Consider the following 15771-nt stretch of genomic DNA (forward strand, 5'->3'; position numbering starts at 1 on the left):
AAAATAAAACGTCTGTGAACAGACAGATAAAGCAAAGGAAACAATATGAGTGAAAAATTTAAAATTTCAAACCTTGATTTATATTACGGTGATTTTCATGCGTTGAAAGATATCAATATGAGCATCCATGCAAACGAGATCACAGCTTTTATCGGACCATCCGGCTGTGGAAAATCCACCTTTTTAAAAAGTCTGAACAGAATGAATGACCTGGTGGAAGGATGTAAGATCACAGGAAATGTCCTGTTAGATGGCGAGGATATCTATAAGGGGATGGATGTCAATCTTTTACGAAAAAGAGTCGGCATGGTATTCCAGAAGCCAAATCCGTTCCCAATGAGTATTTACGACAATATTGCTTATGGACCGAGAACCCACGGTATCCGCTCCAAAGCAAAATTAGATGAGATCGTGGAAAAATCCCTGCGTGATGCAGCAATCTGGGATGAAGTGAAAGACCGTCTGAAAAAAAGCGCACTCGGCATGTCCGGTGGACAGCAGCAGAGATTATGTATCGCAAGGGCACTGGCAGTGGAACCGGAAGTCATCCTAATGGACGAACCGACTTCCGCACTTGATCCGATCTCCACATCCAAGATCGAGGATCTTGTCATTGAACTGAAAAAACAGTACACCATCGTCATGGTCACACACAATATGCAGCAGGCTGTGCGTGTTTCGGATAAAACCGTATTCTTCTTATTAGGAGAGGTGATCGAGGCTGGCGAGACAGAAAAATTATTCTCAATTCCACAGGATAAACGTACCGAGGACTATATCACAGGACGTTTTGGTTGACATAAATAAAAAGGAGAGAATGACATGAGAAACCGATTTGACAGACAGTTATTAGAATTAAATAATGAATTAATCCAGATGGGAAGCCTGATCGAGCAGGCGATTGAGATGGGGATATCAGCACTGGTAAAGCAGGATGTAGAAAAAGCAGAGCAGGCGATCAAATTTGACGTGGAAGTAGATGAGCAGGAGAAAACGATCGAAGCTCTCTGCATGAAACTGCTGCTTCAACAGCAGCCGGTAGCAAAAGACTTAAGATTAATTTCCGCAGCGTTAAAAATGATCACGGACATGGAGCGTATCGGGGATCATGCAGCGGATATTTCGGAGATGACCATTTTAATGGCAGATTCCGATTATGAAAAAAGCGCCATTAATATGGAAGTAATCAAAGAGATGGCAAAAGAGACAACCGATATGGTCATCAAGAGCGTGGATGCTTTTGTCAACAAAGATCTCGAACTGGCACGCTGGGTAATCAACCGTGATGATGTGGTGGACGATCTTTTTGACAGTTTCCGGAAAGAACTCATCCAAAAAATCAATGAGAATGTAAAAAATGGTGAGATGGCAACGGATATGCTGATGGTTGCAAAATATTTTGAGCGGATCGGAGATCATGCAACCAACATCGCAGAATGGGTGATCTATTCTATCACCGGAAAACACGAGGACGAATAAAACTTAAGAAAACTTTTCCCTTACAGATATAAAAAAGGTATGCTAAAAGACTCCTGATTACGATTTTACATAGATTTTACATAAAACCGACATAAGATTTACACGTAGTTTATAATATGGAATCAAAATGTAAACAATAACCTAGTATATGTCTATGTAAGGGAGAAAATGATGAATATTTTTGGAATTCTGACAATGATCGGCGGTCTGGCAATGTTCCTGTACGGAATGAGTGTTATGGGTGGCGGTCTTGAAAAAATGTCTGGCGGAAAATTGGAGCGTATCTTAGAGAGCCTGACCTCGAATCCGTTTAAAGCGGTATTGCTCGGAGCCGGCGTGACAGCTGTGATCCAGTCATCCTCAGCTACGACGGTCATGGTTGTCGGTTTTGTTAATTCGGGCATCATGAAACTGTCGCAGGCGATCGGGATTATCATGGGTGCAAACATTGGAACGACAGTTACCTCATGGCTTTTGAGCCTGACCGGGATCGAGAGTTCCAATTTCCTGATCAGCATGTTAAAACCGTCCTCTTTTTCACCGGTTCTTGCACTGATCGGTATTATTATGTATATGTCCGGCAAGAGCAAAAAGAAAGATATCGGTGAAATCTTACTTGGATTTGCAATCTTAATGTTTGGTATGGAGACAATGAGCGACGCAGTAAAGCCGCTTGCGGATGTGCCGGAATTTACCGATATTCTGACGATGTTCAACAATCCGGTATTCGGCGTGTTAGCAGGAGCGCTACTCACCGCAGTCATTCAGAGTTCTTCGGCTTCTGTTGGTATCCTGCAGGCATTGTCTGTCACAGGAGCATTTACTTATGGTTCGGTTATTCCGATTATCTTAGGACAGAATATCGGAACCTGTGTCACAGCGATGATCTCAGCAATCGGTGCAAACCGGGGCGCAAAGAGAACCGCATTCGTGCATTTATATTTCAACATTATCGGAACCTTATTATTCCTTACAGTATTTTATATTGGAAATGCAATCTTTCGTTTTGAATTTGTCGGGGAGACGGTAGGAGTTGCAGGGATCGCGCTGATCCACAGTATTTTTAATGTCTTTACAACTGTAGTATTATTTCCGTTTATCCGTGGGCTGGAAAAACTGGCTTACCTTACAATCCCGGAATCTGACGAGGAAAAATCTGCCAAAGAAGATGTGTTTGCCATTTTAGATGAGCGTTTTGTGAGCAGTCCTGCATTTGCGATCGAGCAATGTAAAACTTTAGTAAACCAGATGGCAGAGATCACAAAAAACAGTTTTATCGAGGCAATGGAATGTATCAAAGAGCCTTCGGATCAGAAATTTGCGGAAGTGATCGCAAAAGAAAACCGCGTAGATGTGTATGATGATAAAATCAGCGCCTATCTGACGAAATTAAACAGTGGGGATCTTTCGTATACGGACAGTCTGCGGGTGACGTCACTTTTACACTGTCTGACGGATTTCGAGAGAATTTCCGATCATGCGGTAAATGTGGTAGAATGTGTACAGCAGATGCAAAAAGAGGATGCAAAGTTTTCTAAGAAAGCGGAGGAGGAGATGAACATTTACTCCAAAGCCGTGCGGGATATCTTAGAGAGAACGACCGGAGCGTTTATCAATACCGATATTCCACTTGCGCGTTCCGTGGAACCGTTAGAGGAAGTCATTGACGGCCTGAATAAAACGGTAAAAAAACATCATATGAAGCGTCTGCGCAAGGGAAAATGCACGATCGGACTTGGACTGGTACTTTCGGATCTTGCCATGAACTACGAGCGTGTGGCCGATCACTGCTCCAATATCGCAGTATATATGATGCAGTTAAATGATACCGGTCTGGAGGAGCACAGTTTTACAGAGCAGATGGATGAAAAAGAGAGTGCAGAGTTTGAAAAATTAGAAAATGATTTTGCAAACAAATATGAGATAGATTAAATCTGGGAAGAAATTCGCAGCACAATATTTGTGTTGCGAATTTTTCGTGAATCCGGGAAAGACTTATGGAAAAAACAAAGCAGGCTGTATTATAATTTATTTACAAAGCGAACAGTGGGAGGAAACGGCTATGGCAACAATCTATATAGTAGAAGATGATGTGAATATCCGCGAGATCGAGCGCTATGCGCTAAAAAACAGCGGATATCAGGTAGAGGAATTTGAGTGTGGGGCAGACCTTTTCAAGCGGTTAGAGAGCAAAGTCCCGGCTCTGATCTTGTTAGATATCATGCTTCCGAATGAGGATGGACTTGATATATTGACAAAGATCCGTACAGACAAAAACACAGCAAAAGTCCCGATCATTATGGTGACTGCAAAGACATCCGAACTTGACAAAGTAAAAGGTTTGGATCTCGGAGCGGACGATTACATTTCCAAGCCGTTTGGTGTCATGGAGCTGATCTCCCGCGTTAAGGCATTATTGCGCAGAACCACGAATGCGCAGGAAGAATCACAGATTGCTTACGAAAATATTCTGGTGGATAATGATAAACACGCCGTTTACGTGGATGGAAAACTGTGTGAACTCACCTACAAAGAATTTGAACTTTTAAAATACCTTGTCATCAACAAGGGAATCGTGCTGTCGAGGGATAAGATCATGAACCAGGTGTGGGGCTTTGACTATGAGGGTGAGAGCCGGACAGTCGATATGCATATCAAGACGCTGAGACAGAAACTTGGAGAGGCGGGAAGCCATATCAAGACAGTGCGCAATGTCGGTTACATGGTGGAGTGACGTCCGTTAAGGAGCAGGAAAAAGGCAGGACAGACGTAAGACGGTGATAGAATGAAAAAGAAAATTAACAGCAAATTTATGCTGATCTCAGCAATTGCAATCATAGTCATGGCAATCTGTGCCATGGTACTTTTCTATGATATATTGAAAAAACAGATTTTTGACGATTTAAAGGCAAATGCCCATGTGATCTCCATGATGAAACCGGAGGATCTGCCGGATGAGATCAACTATAATCTGAATAAAGATGGGCTGCGTATCACGCTGATCAATGAGGATGGAACCGTCATCTATGACAGCATGGAAGACGAGTCGAAGATGGAAAATCACAGGGAACGTCCGGAGATCGTTTCTGCATTGGCAGCCGGAGAGGGGCGTGCAATGCGGAAATCGACTACGTCCACAAAACATACTTTTTATTATGCAATGAGAACAGATGACGGAAAAGTTCTGCGTATTGGAAAAGACAGTAACAGCATCTACAGTCTGATCATCAAGATGGTATATCTCACGTTGTCTGTGGGATTCTGCGTATTTGTATTATGTACAGTTCTTGCACACCGGCTTACCAAACGTCTTGTGGCACCGATTGAAAAGATGGCGGACAATATTGTGCTGCTGGAAGAAAATGATGTTTACGATGAGATGAAGCCATTTGTTGCGACCATCAAGAAGCAGCATGTGGACATCTTAAAACATTCCCAGATGCGTCAGGAATTTACCGCAAATGTTTCCCACGAATTAAAGACGCCGCTCACCGCGATTTCCGGTTATGCAGAACTGATTGCAAGTGGAATGACAAGCGGGGAGGATACCATTCATTTTGCTACGGAAATCCATAAGAGTGCGGAGCGTCTGCAATATCTGATCAATGATATCATCAAGCTTTCCGAGTTAGACAGCGACGACACAAAGATCGAGTTTGAGACGTTAGACCTCCATGAGATGGCGTTAAACTGTCAGGCAATGATGGAGATCCCGGCGGAAAAGAACGAGGTGACGGTGGAAGTACAGGGAGATTCCGCTGAGATCAGGGGAAACAGAAACCTGATCGACGAACTGATCTACAATCTGTGCAGCAATGCGGTGCGTTACAATAAAAAGGGTGGAAAAGTGACGATCATGACGGGCACGGAGAATGGACACCCGACGCTGACCGTGAAAGACACAGGGATCGGTATCCCAAAAGAAGCGCAGAAGAGAGTCTTTGAACGTTTCTACCGCGTGGACAAGAGCCGTTCAAAATCGACCGGCGGCACAGGACTGGGGCTTGCCATCGTAAAGCATATCGTAGCGCAGCATGAGGCGCAGATTTCTCTGGAAAGTGAAGAAGGTGCCGGTACGGAGATTAAGGTTGTGTTTTTAAAATAAATTAGGAAAGATGAGCTTCTGGCTTCGTGTCAGAGGCTTATTTTTTTGACTTTATTAGGAAATCGAAAAACAATTCTTTGCTCTTTTAGAGGAGAAATAATCACATATTCGCAGAAGCTTGCAAGCCATATTGCAAAGTAGTAAAGTATAATTGGGTGTAATTTAAGAAAACAACATTGTTGGGAAAAACGAAAGGGATAAGGTAAAAATTATGGGAAAAAATTTATTGGTTCTGGGTATGAGTACACTGCCAATCCGAAGGGATAATGAAGAAATAATTTCCAATAAGTGCTGTTGGGAGAGTTTAAGTGAAAAGGCTGGATCAATGGGAGAGAGCAGAAAAGAGATAGAGTATTACAGCCAGCTTGAGCCAGTGAGTAAGATGATTATGGAACGGGAAAAAAATCTGGACAAAATTATTATTTTTGCGACTCCGGAGACACAGAAAAAAGTCAGATTCCAATATCAGGAACAGGACAAAAATGAAAGTGCCGTAGATTTTTATCTCTCCAGAATGGAAGGGGTAACACAAGATCAGGTGTTATTGATCGACGTGACAGATGACAATTTTATAGAAGCAATTTTTAAAGCTGTAGAAGCAATTCGAAAATTCTGGAAAGAAAATAAAACAGAAGATCCAAAATTATGGATTGATACACAGGGGGGATTCCGTAATCTGAATCTTGTGATAAATGCCATTATCTCGCTTTTGAAAAACGATAAGATCGTTCCAAGTGGCATATATTCCATAAAATATATTGCAAATAGTAAAGAACCGAATCCGATACAGGATCAGACACAGACTTATAGAATATTTGATTTTGTTTCAGGAATCAATGAATTTTCCAGATATGGCAGAGCGGAGCAGCTGGAAGACTATTATAAGAGTACAGGTGAAAAAGTCGCACTAGAACCTATTGGCATGATGAAGACCATTGTTGAAAATATCCAGATGTGTGATATGGAAAGTTTTGACTGCAATCTGGCTGCTTTTCGAAATTATGTGAAAGAAAAGAAAGATGGTGATGATAATCTTCTTGATATTTTCTGGACGCAGATAAAAGATGACTATGGAAAACTACTTGAAGATTCCTGCACAGGTCTGGATATCATAGAATGGCTGTATAAGAAGAAGTTTTATCAACAGGCGATTACTTATATTGAGTCCAAAATGCCGAAAGAATGGGTAAGCAAAGGCATCATTCGATATGGAACATCAGAGAGTACCTTAAATACAATTAAGAATAGTGCACATAAAAACTACGAGAGAAATGATAATTTTGTGATAAGTCAGATTGCTTTTGAATGTTTTATTTGGACGGCGATTATGGATAAGAAAACGAAGAAATCTAATATAAAAAAGCCGCTCAAATGGGGAAGAAACCAAAGATATATGAAGGAGTTCCCGGAAAATAAGATTGATGTTACAGTTACAGAGAAAAAGGATAAAGAAAGAAAAGAAAGAAAAAAGATTGGAGAAATCTGCAACATACAAATCGACAGTAACAAATACGACAACATTATGGACATGTTGCTGTTATATAAATTATTAAAAAACGAACGGAATAATTTCAATCATATGTCAGACAGCAGTCTGCGGGCTGACCAGAACACGTTAGGACAGGCAATCCGTATGTTTATAGAGTGTGGAAGGAAGGTATATGAATAAGCCGGTTTTTATAAATTTAACAAATCACCCTTCAAAATACTGGGGAGAACAGCAGAAAAAAGAGGCTCACAAATATGGAGCCATTGTTGACATACCATTTCCGAATGTTCCGGCGGAGGCAACAGAAGACGATATCAGAAGACTTTGTGATGCTACAGTAAAAAAAGTAATGGGGTATTCTCCGGAAGCAGTGCTATGTCAGGGGGAATTTACGCTGGCATTTCAAATTATAAACACTTTACTGGAACAGGATGTGACAGTAGTAGCGGCGTGCAGTGAACGTGTTGTGAAGGAAAACGGAAACAGGAAAGAATCCTATTTTTATTTTAAAAAGTTTAGAAAATTCAGCAAATGAGGAGGACTTTATGAAACCAGAACTACAGGAAAAGGCAGTACTGGCAATGTATGATGTCAGGGGGATACAGAGTTATATCTTTAAAAGCAATGCAGCAAAAGAGATTATCGGGGCATCTGTAATCGTTGCGAATGTGATCATGGATGGTCTGAATACTTATGTCAGTAAACAGATAGCGGAAGCAGTGAAAGAAAACTACATGACAGACTGGGAAAATGATAATGAACATGCATTTTTGGAAAACAGAGAAATACAGATGCAGGTTCTGTTTATTGGTGGTGGCAATGCCTATGTATTATTCCGAAATGGAGCTGAATGTGAAAAAGTAAATCGTTTTCTTGCAAAATACATTATGGAGCAGACTTATTCCCTGAATCTGGCAGTTGCAGTGGTGGAAAAAACAGACTCCTATAATTTTGATTATGAAGCGATCAATAAAGAAATGAGACGTGTAAAAGCAAATATGCCATCGTCGCAGCCAATAGGAGCAATGCCATTTATGGAGGCAGATCCAATCACCGGTTATCCAATTACAAAAGTAGAAAAAGGAAAATATTTTTGTACAGAAGCAGTATTAAAACGAAATGCGTTCCCAAAACAGGAAAGTGAAAAAGTATTTGATAATATGGTGACAGAAAAGGGAGATAATTCAACGCTGGCGGTATGCCATATTGATGGAAACAGTATGGGAGACAGTATCAGACATATCATGCAGAAAATAAATGGTTATGAAAATGCGGTTCCTGCAATGCGCAATATTTCCAAAGAAATCGCAGATACTTTCCGCAATAATTTTGATAAGATGGCAAAGTATATGGATGAATTAACTCCGCAAGTGAAGATGGCTGACGGTAAGAAATTATACAGAGAAATTATTGTTGCCGGGGACGATATTACCTTTGTGTGCAATGCAAAATTAGCAGTACCGGCAGTCAGATATTTTTTAGAGCATATTGGGGATGAGAAAGACTATAGTGCATGTGGAGGGATTGCATTTTTTAACAGTCATTTTCCATTCTCGGATGCTTACAAGGTGGCAGAAGCTTGTTGTGTAAGTGCCAAGACAAGAGCAAAAGAGGAGTCTCATCGAGGAAAAGTGGAGGAAAACACCGGCAAAGGAAAAATAGGAAACTTTTTTGACTTTCAGTTTTGTACCAATATCAGTGCGGCGCATTTGGAAGCCTATCGGGAAAAACACTATGCAGTGAATGGACAGCTCTTTCTTGCAAGACCTTATTATGTGCCGCTAAGAGAAGATCGGGCAGAACTTAATATCAGGAATAGAGAATTCAGTGTTGAAAAGTTTACAGAATGGTCCGAAGTATTTCAGAGCCTTCCAAGAAATAAAGCAAAACTTTTGAGAAATGCAATTTCCAAGGGAGAAAATAGCAGGCAGGAGACAGTGACGTTCTTAAAATCCAGAGGATATACGCAGTTTGAAAAAGAGGAATATGCAGTCTGGTACGATGTACTTGAAATGATGGATTTATACATTGGAGAGGGAAAAGAGCATGAAAATTAAAATAAAACTGTTAAGTGATTTATGTACAGCTTCGGGGGAGACACATAATAGTCTCATAGATCTTGATGTTGTCTATGATGAATATGGATTGCCATATATTCCTGCTAAGAGATTAAAAGGCTGTATACGGGAAGCTGCGCTTGAAATGCAGGAATTAGGTCTTGTAACAGAGACACAATTCGGGCAGATGTTTGGACAGAGCGGGAGTCAAAAAAGTGCATTTTGTCTTTCAAATGCTTATATAGAGGGATATAACAATATTGTTTCAGATCTAAATAAATTTCAGGGAACGGAACTGGTGAGCCAGCAGAATGTGTTAGAACAGTATACATATACGCGTACACAGACTGCTATTGATTATGAAACAGGGGTGGCAGACAAAAATTCACTTCGTACGATCCGGGTGGTAAAAAAGGGGATTGTGTTTGAAGCAGAATGTAGTCTGATAAAACCAGAATTTCAGAAGCTGCTTGAAAATGCAGTTTCGATTGTGAAGCATATCGGAGTATCGAGAACCAGAGGACTTGGACTTGTAAATATGGAACTCATTGCACTGGACAGTAGGGAGAATATTGAAAAAGAGCATGTCTTTGTCAAAAAAGAAGCATTGAAAGAGCAGAATCAGCTTCATTATACAATTTATCTGAAATCGCCTGTGATATGTAAATCAGAACAGGGAAATCAGGCAGAAACAAAAGATTATATTGCAGGAAATAAAGTTCTTGGATTGATCGCAGGAGCACTTGGAAGTGCCAGTTATCAGGAGATGATGTCAAAAGAAGATGTCATTGTGACAAATGCCTATATCTGCATGGATGGAGAGCGATGCATTCCGGGAAGAATCTCGTTACAGAAGGAGAAAGATCAGCCATACAATGAAAAAGGCGAGCTGATGTTAGAAGATATGCTTTACGGTCCGGATGTGCAAGACCGGCAGATGGCGCCGGCTGGAATTGATTATCTGGATAAAAAAAATCGTGTTGCAGCGGTAGACACACAGATCAGTTATCATCATCAAAGACCACAGGATAAGTCAATCGGTCATGCAACCGGAAATGCAGAGGATGGCTCCAGTTTCTATCAACTATGCAGTATCAGTGCAGGGCAGACATTTGGTGGATATATCTATGCAAACAGACAGAATGCAGAACGTATTTTAGAGGCAGTCAAAAAACTGGGTGATATCCGGATGGGGTATGGAAGAAGCAGCGAATTTGGGGCAGTTGATTTCCAGATAGATTCTGTGCAAAAGGTGGAGGAGAAGGAAAAACGGATAAAAGAGGCAGTGCTTACGTTTGTTTCAGATACAATTCTTTATAACGAATATGGAATGGCGGAAGCAGGAACAGATACGTTAAAGAAATATTTGGAAGAAATGTTGGACATTACAGACTTGGAGATCAGAAATCCATTCCTGCAATATACAACAATCGGCGGTTACAATGTAACATGGAAGCAGCGAAAGCCAATAATTCAGGGAATCGAAAAAGGAAGCGTCGTTCTTCTTTATTCAGAAACAGGATTTGACGCAGGACAATTGGAGCATACATTTATAGGAGAGCGTGTTGCAGAAGGTTACGGAGAAATCGAGGTAGATAAACCGGAAGAAAAGCAGGTAGTGGTGTACAAACCAGAACTTCACAGTGGAGAGCATCAGCAGAAAGAATTGATTTCGGATATTATCAATCAGTTATTAAACGCGGAATTTGAACGTCAGATGAATGACAGGATCCGTACTAAACTCACAGAATCAGGAAAAACACTAACAAAAAATGCAGATGTTTTAAATGCAGCAGTGTCCAAGTTAAGAGTCATGGTTAAGGCAGAGAAAAATTACGAGAATCTCATCGCAGAGATAGAGGGTATTGAAGATACGAAAAAAAGAGAGCTGTGCAGGAGCATTGTGAAGGCTGTTAATCCGAAAACATTGACGGAGCAGATATGCAGGCAGTTGGAAGAAAAATATGATGTCGGATTCGAACTTCGGTGGAATGAAAATGAATGTTACAGAATGGCTTACCGCAACTGTATCACAGAATTAAAGTATCTGACCAAAATGGGAAAGGGGGAGCAGTGATGACAAATCGAATGATAAAGCGAAAAGTATTCTATATACAGCTTAAGCTGATTTCTCCACTTAGTGTATCATCAGGAGAAGATGAATGGACAGATTCCGATGTCTTGAGAGATGGTACGGGAAGACCATTTGTTGCAGGAAGTTCCCTGGCTGGTGCAATGAGAGCCTATCTGCAAAAAGAGAAACATGAGTCATGCCTGATGGGATATACCGGTGCACATGGTGACGGAAAAATGAGTTCCCTTTTTGTTTCAGATCTGAATTTTAGAAAGTATGAGTTTACAAGTGTAAGAGATGGAGTTGCATTAAATGATGGAAAAACAGCTATTACAGGAAGTAAATACGAGATAGAGATCATAGAGGCAGGTGCAAAGGGACAATTCTTTATGGAACTCACTGTGAGGGAACAGGACGATGAACAAAAAATGGATTCAGAAATAGCGTCCATTTTTCGGGGTATCCAGAAAGGTGAGATACGGCTTGGATGTAAGAAAACACGAGGTTTTGGAGAGTGCAGACTGACATTTGTGAATTGTAAGACTTACACAAGTGAGAATTATCTGGAATATTGTCAGGCGTATGACAGAGAAACCGACAAAAATACAGAGAATGAACTGGATGTATGGCTTGCAAAAGTGTCAGAGAAAGCAAAGATGGTTCATATTGAAGTACCGCTCAAAATGAAAGGTGGTATCAGTATCCGTCAATATGCAGCAAAGAAAAATGAACCGGATTTTGTGCAGCTTATGGATCATGGAAAACCAGTCATTCCGGGAAGCAGTTTTGCAGGAGCGATCAGACACCGTATCAAGGAAATTCTGGAACGATTAGCAGAGAACGGAACAGAGCTTCCATATAATGTTCAAAAAATTATAGACATTTCATTTGGTTACGTGGACGGTGTAAAAGCCTGCGCATCCAATATTATCATCAGTGAAGCGGAGATTAAGGGTGCAAGATCACTGACCATGATGCGTACCGGAGTAAGCCGTTTTGAATCGGCGGTAAAAGATGGTGCTTTGTACAAAGAAAAAACATACGTGGATGGTGAACTGGTACTTCGGCTTGCTATTCGTAAAGGCGTTATGCCAGAAGATGAAAAATGGATTCTTGGAATACTGCTTTTGGCATTAAAAGATCTTCAGAACGGATTTCTGGCAGTAGGAGGTCAGACAGCGATCGGGCGTGGTTTGTTTGAGAACAACGGTGCAATTCTGATCGACGGACAGGAAGGACTGGAAAACCAGATGATTCAGGAAAGCTTGAAGAACATGAGAGTAAGCGGAGGGAAAAAGGCATGAATCTGACAAAAGCACCGGAAAAGGGTTTAATGTATGCAACATATATCGATAAAATGATTTTTGAACCATATTGCAGAGATGAACTGACAGAGGCTATATCAGAGGAGAAGCTGTTGGAACTTCATCTGTTTGATCAGGATATAGAATACAGAGTGGTTCGGACAAGAAAGGGTATGGTTGAAAATATAATAAGCGATGAGACTGCCAGTTATGATGATGTTTATGTAGAGAAGGTGCGGACGAAAAGAGAGTCAACTTGTTATGTAGAAATTGTTAATTATTTAACATATAACGAAGACGATCAGCTTATCATAAATAATTATCGCTTGAGAGAGGTGGTGGGATGATGAATGGTTTTGTTAATCCTTATAATTTTATAAAATTTCCTCAAAATAAAGCAAAAGCTTATACGGACACGGATAAACATACAGGCGTGATCGAATATTCTGTTACGACAAAAACACCACTGTTTATTCCAAATTCGAGTTTTGACCATGCATTTCGGGAATCCGATCAGAAGGCAGAACACAAGTCGTATGATTTCTTTTCTTATGAGGAACTTGATCCGGCAAAGCATTACGAAGGGATGTATCATGAACCGGTTATTCCGGGAAGTGAGATACGTGGTGTTGTTAGAAATGTGTATGAGACACTTACGGATTCCTGTATGGGCGTGTTGAATGGTGAAAAATATCCGGTAAAGCGAACCGCAGAACAATTCAGACCGGCGCTGATACACAGAAAAAAAGATGGAACAATGGAACTGTGTGCAGCAGAGTCTTATCGTATAGGAAGCAGAGAAAACAAGGAATATTTCCCAAAAGGCTTTGAGAAAAAGGCAAATGGGACAACAGTGTATTTCAAAATGCCGGATAGAACACAAAGAGGATTTGCAGTTATCGATAGCTATTCATTTGACAACAGTCAGAATGGAGAGAAAAAAGGGTATCTGCTCAAGTGGGGAATGGGTGTAAAAAAAGCACATTACCATATTTTTGCCTATAAGCCTGGTAATCCATTTGGGGATGAAAAGGATAAAAATAGGAATAACCTAAATCAAAGAGTACAAGAAACAATTTCACTTACAAAAGATATTATAAAACGTAAGATAGACCCGGTGATAGAATCTTATCTGTCACAGCCGGCATTAGATCAAAAAAATCAAAAGGCATACGTGGAATATCGGGATGATCTGAATAAGTTTCTGAATAAACAGGAAGAAGGTTATTTCCCGGTAAATTGTTCACGCCCGGTCAATACAAGTAAACAGGTTTTTTATTTATCTCCGGCAGTATTTACAAAGGAAGTGTCAAATGAAAAATTATCTTCCTATGCAGGAAAATTTACTCCGTGTGTGAAAGAGTATTGTCCTGCATGTGATCTGTTTGGTTATATTGGAGCCGATAATACGACAGCGATGAGTTCGAAGATACGTTTTTCGGATTTGTACGCAAAGGACAAGCTGGATGCACAGAAATATTATGCTGCCGATAAAGTAACGTTAGAGGCACTCGGAGAACCAAAACTTGGAAATGTTGATTTTTATCTTGATAAGCCGGATAGAGCGGATTTCTGGACATATGATTACTATGTTGTAAATGGTAGCGTAAAATTGAAACAGGCAAATCTGCGTGGGCGAAAATATTACTGGCATCATAGAAAGGTAGATCTGAATAAAAAGATAGAACCGGACAAGCTGAATAAAACAATCCGCCCGGTAAAAGAAGGCATTACATTCAGTGGAAAGCTCTTTTTTGAAGCAATATCAGAACGACAGCTGCAGCAATTACTTTGGATCTTAAATAGTGGATCAGAGCAGCTTGGTTTAAAACTTGGCGGCGCAAAACCACTGGGCTATGGAAGTGTTGCCTGTAAGGTAGATAAGGTGCAGGAGCGCTGCGTGACTTGTCAGGATGATGAATTACTCTATAAAGTGAAAGAAAATACATATGACGCAGTCAGATATGAAGAGGTTGGCTTTAGCAAAGATGCAAAGAAAGAATTTTACAAAATTGCAGGTCTTGAGACAGTACCGATAGATGTTGAGATCAGTTATCCGAAAACGGCAAATCTGAAGAATAAACCTATAGAAAATGGGTATGAGTGGTTTGTGAATAATCATGATGTTGGCAGAATGGTTAATAGAAGAAATGCAATGAGAATTAAGCAGCAGCTTCCGTCGATTCTTGATGAAGATTTTTCATTACCTTATTATCAGAAACAGGAAAACACGAATAAAAAGGGAAATTATAATAAATACAATGGTAATCATGATCCATACAAAAAGAATAGTGGAAAATTTAAGGGGAACAAATAAATGCAGCTGGTTTTAAATATACAATTAGAAGAACCGCTTGTGCTTCCCATGAATTATAATCACATTGTGCAGTCAATTATTTACAGGGCACTTTCTGTTATGCCGGATTATGCAGAATTTTTGCATCAATCCGGCTACACAAGCGGAAAACGCCAATATAAAATGTTTCAGTTTGGTCAATTGCAGGGACATTATAAAATGGCAGATCGGAAATTCATATTTGATACAGAGGTTTCCTTGGAGATCCGAAGTCCGGAGCCATTGCTTATAAATTTATTGGTAGACAGTTTTTACCGAAATGGAATTGCATTTGGTAAGACTACTTACAGAGACATTTATATGGAGATATATGATTATACGATTGAGGAGAACCATATAGTCGTTCAGATGAAATCGCCGTTAACAGTCTATTCAACAGATGAATTTACGAATAATACATACTATTATAATCCTCAGGAAGAAGCATTTTTTGACGCTGTAAATAGTAATTTTTACCGGAAATATCAGGCATACTTTGGAATAGCCCCGTGTTCGCCGATTCGGATTTCAAAAGTAGAAAATGAAAATTGCAGAAAATTTGTTACAAAATATCAGGGAAGTTATATTACAGCATGGTTTGGAAAGTATGATCTTTCCGGTCAGCGAAAATATCTGGATTTTCTGTATCAGACAGGACTTGGTGCAAAAAATGCACAGGGGTTCGGAATGTTTGAACTTTTGTAAAAAATTTCTAAAAAGTCCGTCGACCTCAAATGCCGTATTTATGCGGATTCCAGAGGATAAAACAAAGAAAAAACTGTTGAAAAGGACTGTAAATGGAAGAAATCAAGTAAAAAAGTCCGTCGATGTCTGCGCGAGAAACAAAGAAATTCTGAAAAACGTCAGAAATGATGAGTTTATAAGGGGTTTCAAGAAAAACCACAAAAATAGGTCGACGGACTTTTTT

General features: G+C 40.1%; 13 protein-coding genes. All 13 read left to right on the forward strand.

Translation table 11 applies throughout. The features are described from left to right. The first annotated feature begins 45 nt into the window (after nucleotides 1–45). The 13 genes from pstB (at nucleotide 46) to cas6 (ending at nucleotide 15548) form a co-directional block, all read left to right on the forward strand. Nucleotides 46–798 carry a phosphate ABC transporter ATP-binding protein PstB gene (gene pstB / locus ROSEINA2194_RS19155; RefSeq protein ID WP_007890570.1) on the forward strand — a complete coding sequence of 251 codons (753 nt, stop codon included), beginning with the start codon at nucleotides 46–48 and terminating at the stop codon, nucleotides 796–798. Nucleotides 799–822: 24 nt separating this feature from the next. After that, on the forward strand, nucleotides 823–1479 hold the full coding sequence (gene phoU / locus ROSEINA2194_RS19160) for a phosphate signaling complex protein PhoU (protein WP_007890571.1): 657 nt from the start codon (nucleotides 823–825) through the stop codon (nucleotides 1477–1479). A gap of 171 nt (nucleotides 1480–1650) precedes the next feature. Further along, the gene (locus ROSEINA2194_RS19165) at nucleotides 1651–3411 is read left to right on the forward strand and encodes a Na/Pi cotransporter family protein (RefSeq protein ID WP_044928949.1); all 1761 of its coding nucleotides are present in this window, start codon (nucleotides 1651–1653) and stop codon (nucleotides 3409–3411) included. Nucleotides 3412–3541: 130 nt separating this feature from the next. Then, on the forward strand, nucleotides 3542–4213 hold the full coding sequence (locus ROSEINA2194_RS19170; protein ID WP_044929002.1) for a response regulator transcription factor: 672 nt from the start codon (nucleotides 3542–3544) through the stop codon (nucleotides 4211–4213). A 51-nt stretch (nucleotides 4214–4264) separates the two neighbouring features. After that, nucleotides 4265–5584 (forward strand): HAMP domain-containing sensor histidine kinase, encoded by a 1320-nt coding sequence (locus ROSEINA2194_RS19175; protein ID WP_007890574.1) that lies wholly within the window; start codon nucleotides 4265–4267, stop codon nucleotides 5582–5584. Between the two features lie 211 nt (nucleotides 5585–5795). Next, complete coding sequence (locus ROSEINA2194_RS19180) at nucleotides 5796–7253, forward strand: TM1812 family CRISPR-associated protein (protein ID WP_007890575.1); 1458 nt, start codon at nucleotides 5796–5798, stop codon at nucleotides 7251–7253. Then, the gene (locus tag ROSEINA2194_RS19185; RefSeq protein WP_007890576.1) at nucleotides 7246–7608 is read left to right on the forward strand and encodes a hypothetical protein; all 363 of its coding nucleotides are present in this window, start codon (nucleotides 7246–7248) and stop codon (nucleotides 7606–7608) included. The genes ROSEINA2194_RS19180 and ROSEINA2194_RS19185 overlap by 8 nt, the downstream gene beginning before the upstream one ends. Before the next feature lie 10 nt (nucleotides 7609–7618). Then, on the forward strand, nucleotides 7619–9130 hold the full coding sequence (locus tag ROSEINA2194_RS19190) for a hypothetical protein (RefSeq protein ID WP_007890577.1): 1512 nt from the start codon (nucleotides 7619–7621) through the stop codon (nucleotides 9128–9130). Then, the gene (locus ROSEINA2194_RS19195) at nucleotides 9120–11207 is read left to right on the forward strand and encodes an RAMP superfamily CRISPR-associated protein (RefSeq protein WP_007890578.1); all 2088 of its coding nucleotides are present in this window, start codon (nucleotides 9120–9122) and stop codon (nucleotides 11205–11207) included. The genes ROSEINA2194_RS19190 and ROSEINA2194_RS19195 overlap by 11 nt, the downstream gene beginning before the upstream one ends. Next, entirely contained in the window at nucleotides 11207–12508 is a 1302-nt protein-coding gene (locus tag ROSEINA2194_RS19200; protein ID WP_007890579.1) for an RAMP superfamily CRISPR-associated protein, read from the forward strand. Before ROSEINA2194_RS19195 ends, ROSEINA2194_RS19200 begins: the two co-directional genes overlap by 1 nt. Continuing rightward, nucleotides 12505–12855 carry a hypothetical protein gene (locus ROSEINA2194_RS19205; protein WP_007890580.1) on the forward strand — a complete coding sequence of 117 codons (351 nt, stop codon included), beginning with the start codon at nucleotides 12505–12507 and terminating at the stop codon, nucleotides 12853–12855. The genes ROSEINA2194_RS19200 and ROSEINA2194_RS19205 overlap by 4 nt, the downstream gene beginning before the upstream one ends. Next, nucleotides 12852–14825 (forward strand): TIGR03986 family type III CRISPR-associated RAMP protein, encoded by a 1974-nt coding sequence (locus ROSEINA2194_RS19210; RefSeq protein ID WP_007890581.1) that lies wholly within the window; start codon nucleotides 12852–12854, stop codon nucleotides 14823–14825. The genes ROSEINA2194_RS19205 and ROSEINA2194_RS19210 overlap by 4 nt, the downstream gene beginning before the upstream one ends. Then, nucleotides 14826–15548, forward strand: coding sequence for a CRISPR-associated endoribonuclease Cas6 (gene cas6, locus ROSEINA2194_RS19215; RefSeq protein WP_007890582.1), 723 nt, complete (start codon nucleotides 14826–14828; stop codon nucleotides 15546–15548). The last annotated feature ends 223 nt before the right edge of the window (nucleotides 15549–15771 follow it).

The sequence above is a fragment of the Roseburia inulinivorans DSM 16841 genome (genome assembly GCF_000174195.1).
Taxonomy (GTDB): domain Bacteria; phylum Bacillota; class Clostridia; order Lachnospirales; family Lachnospiraceae; genus Roseburia; species Roseburia inulinivorans.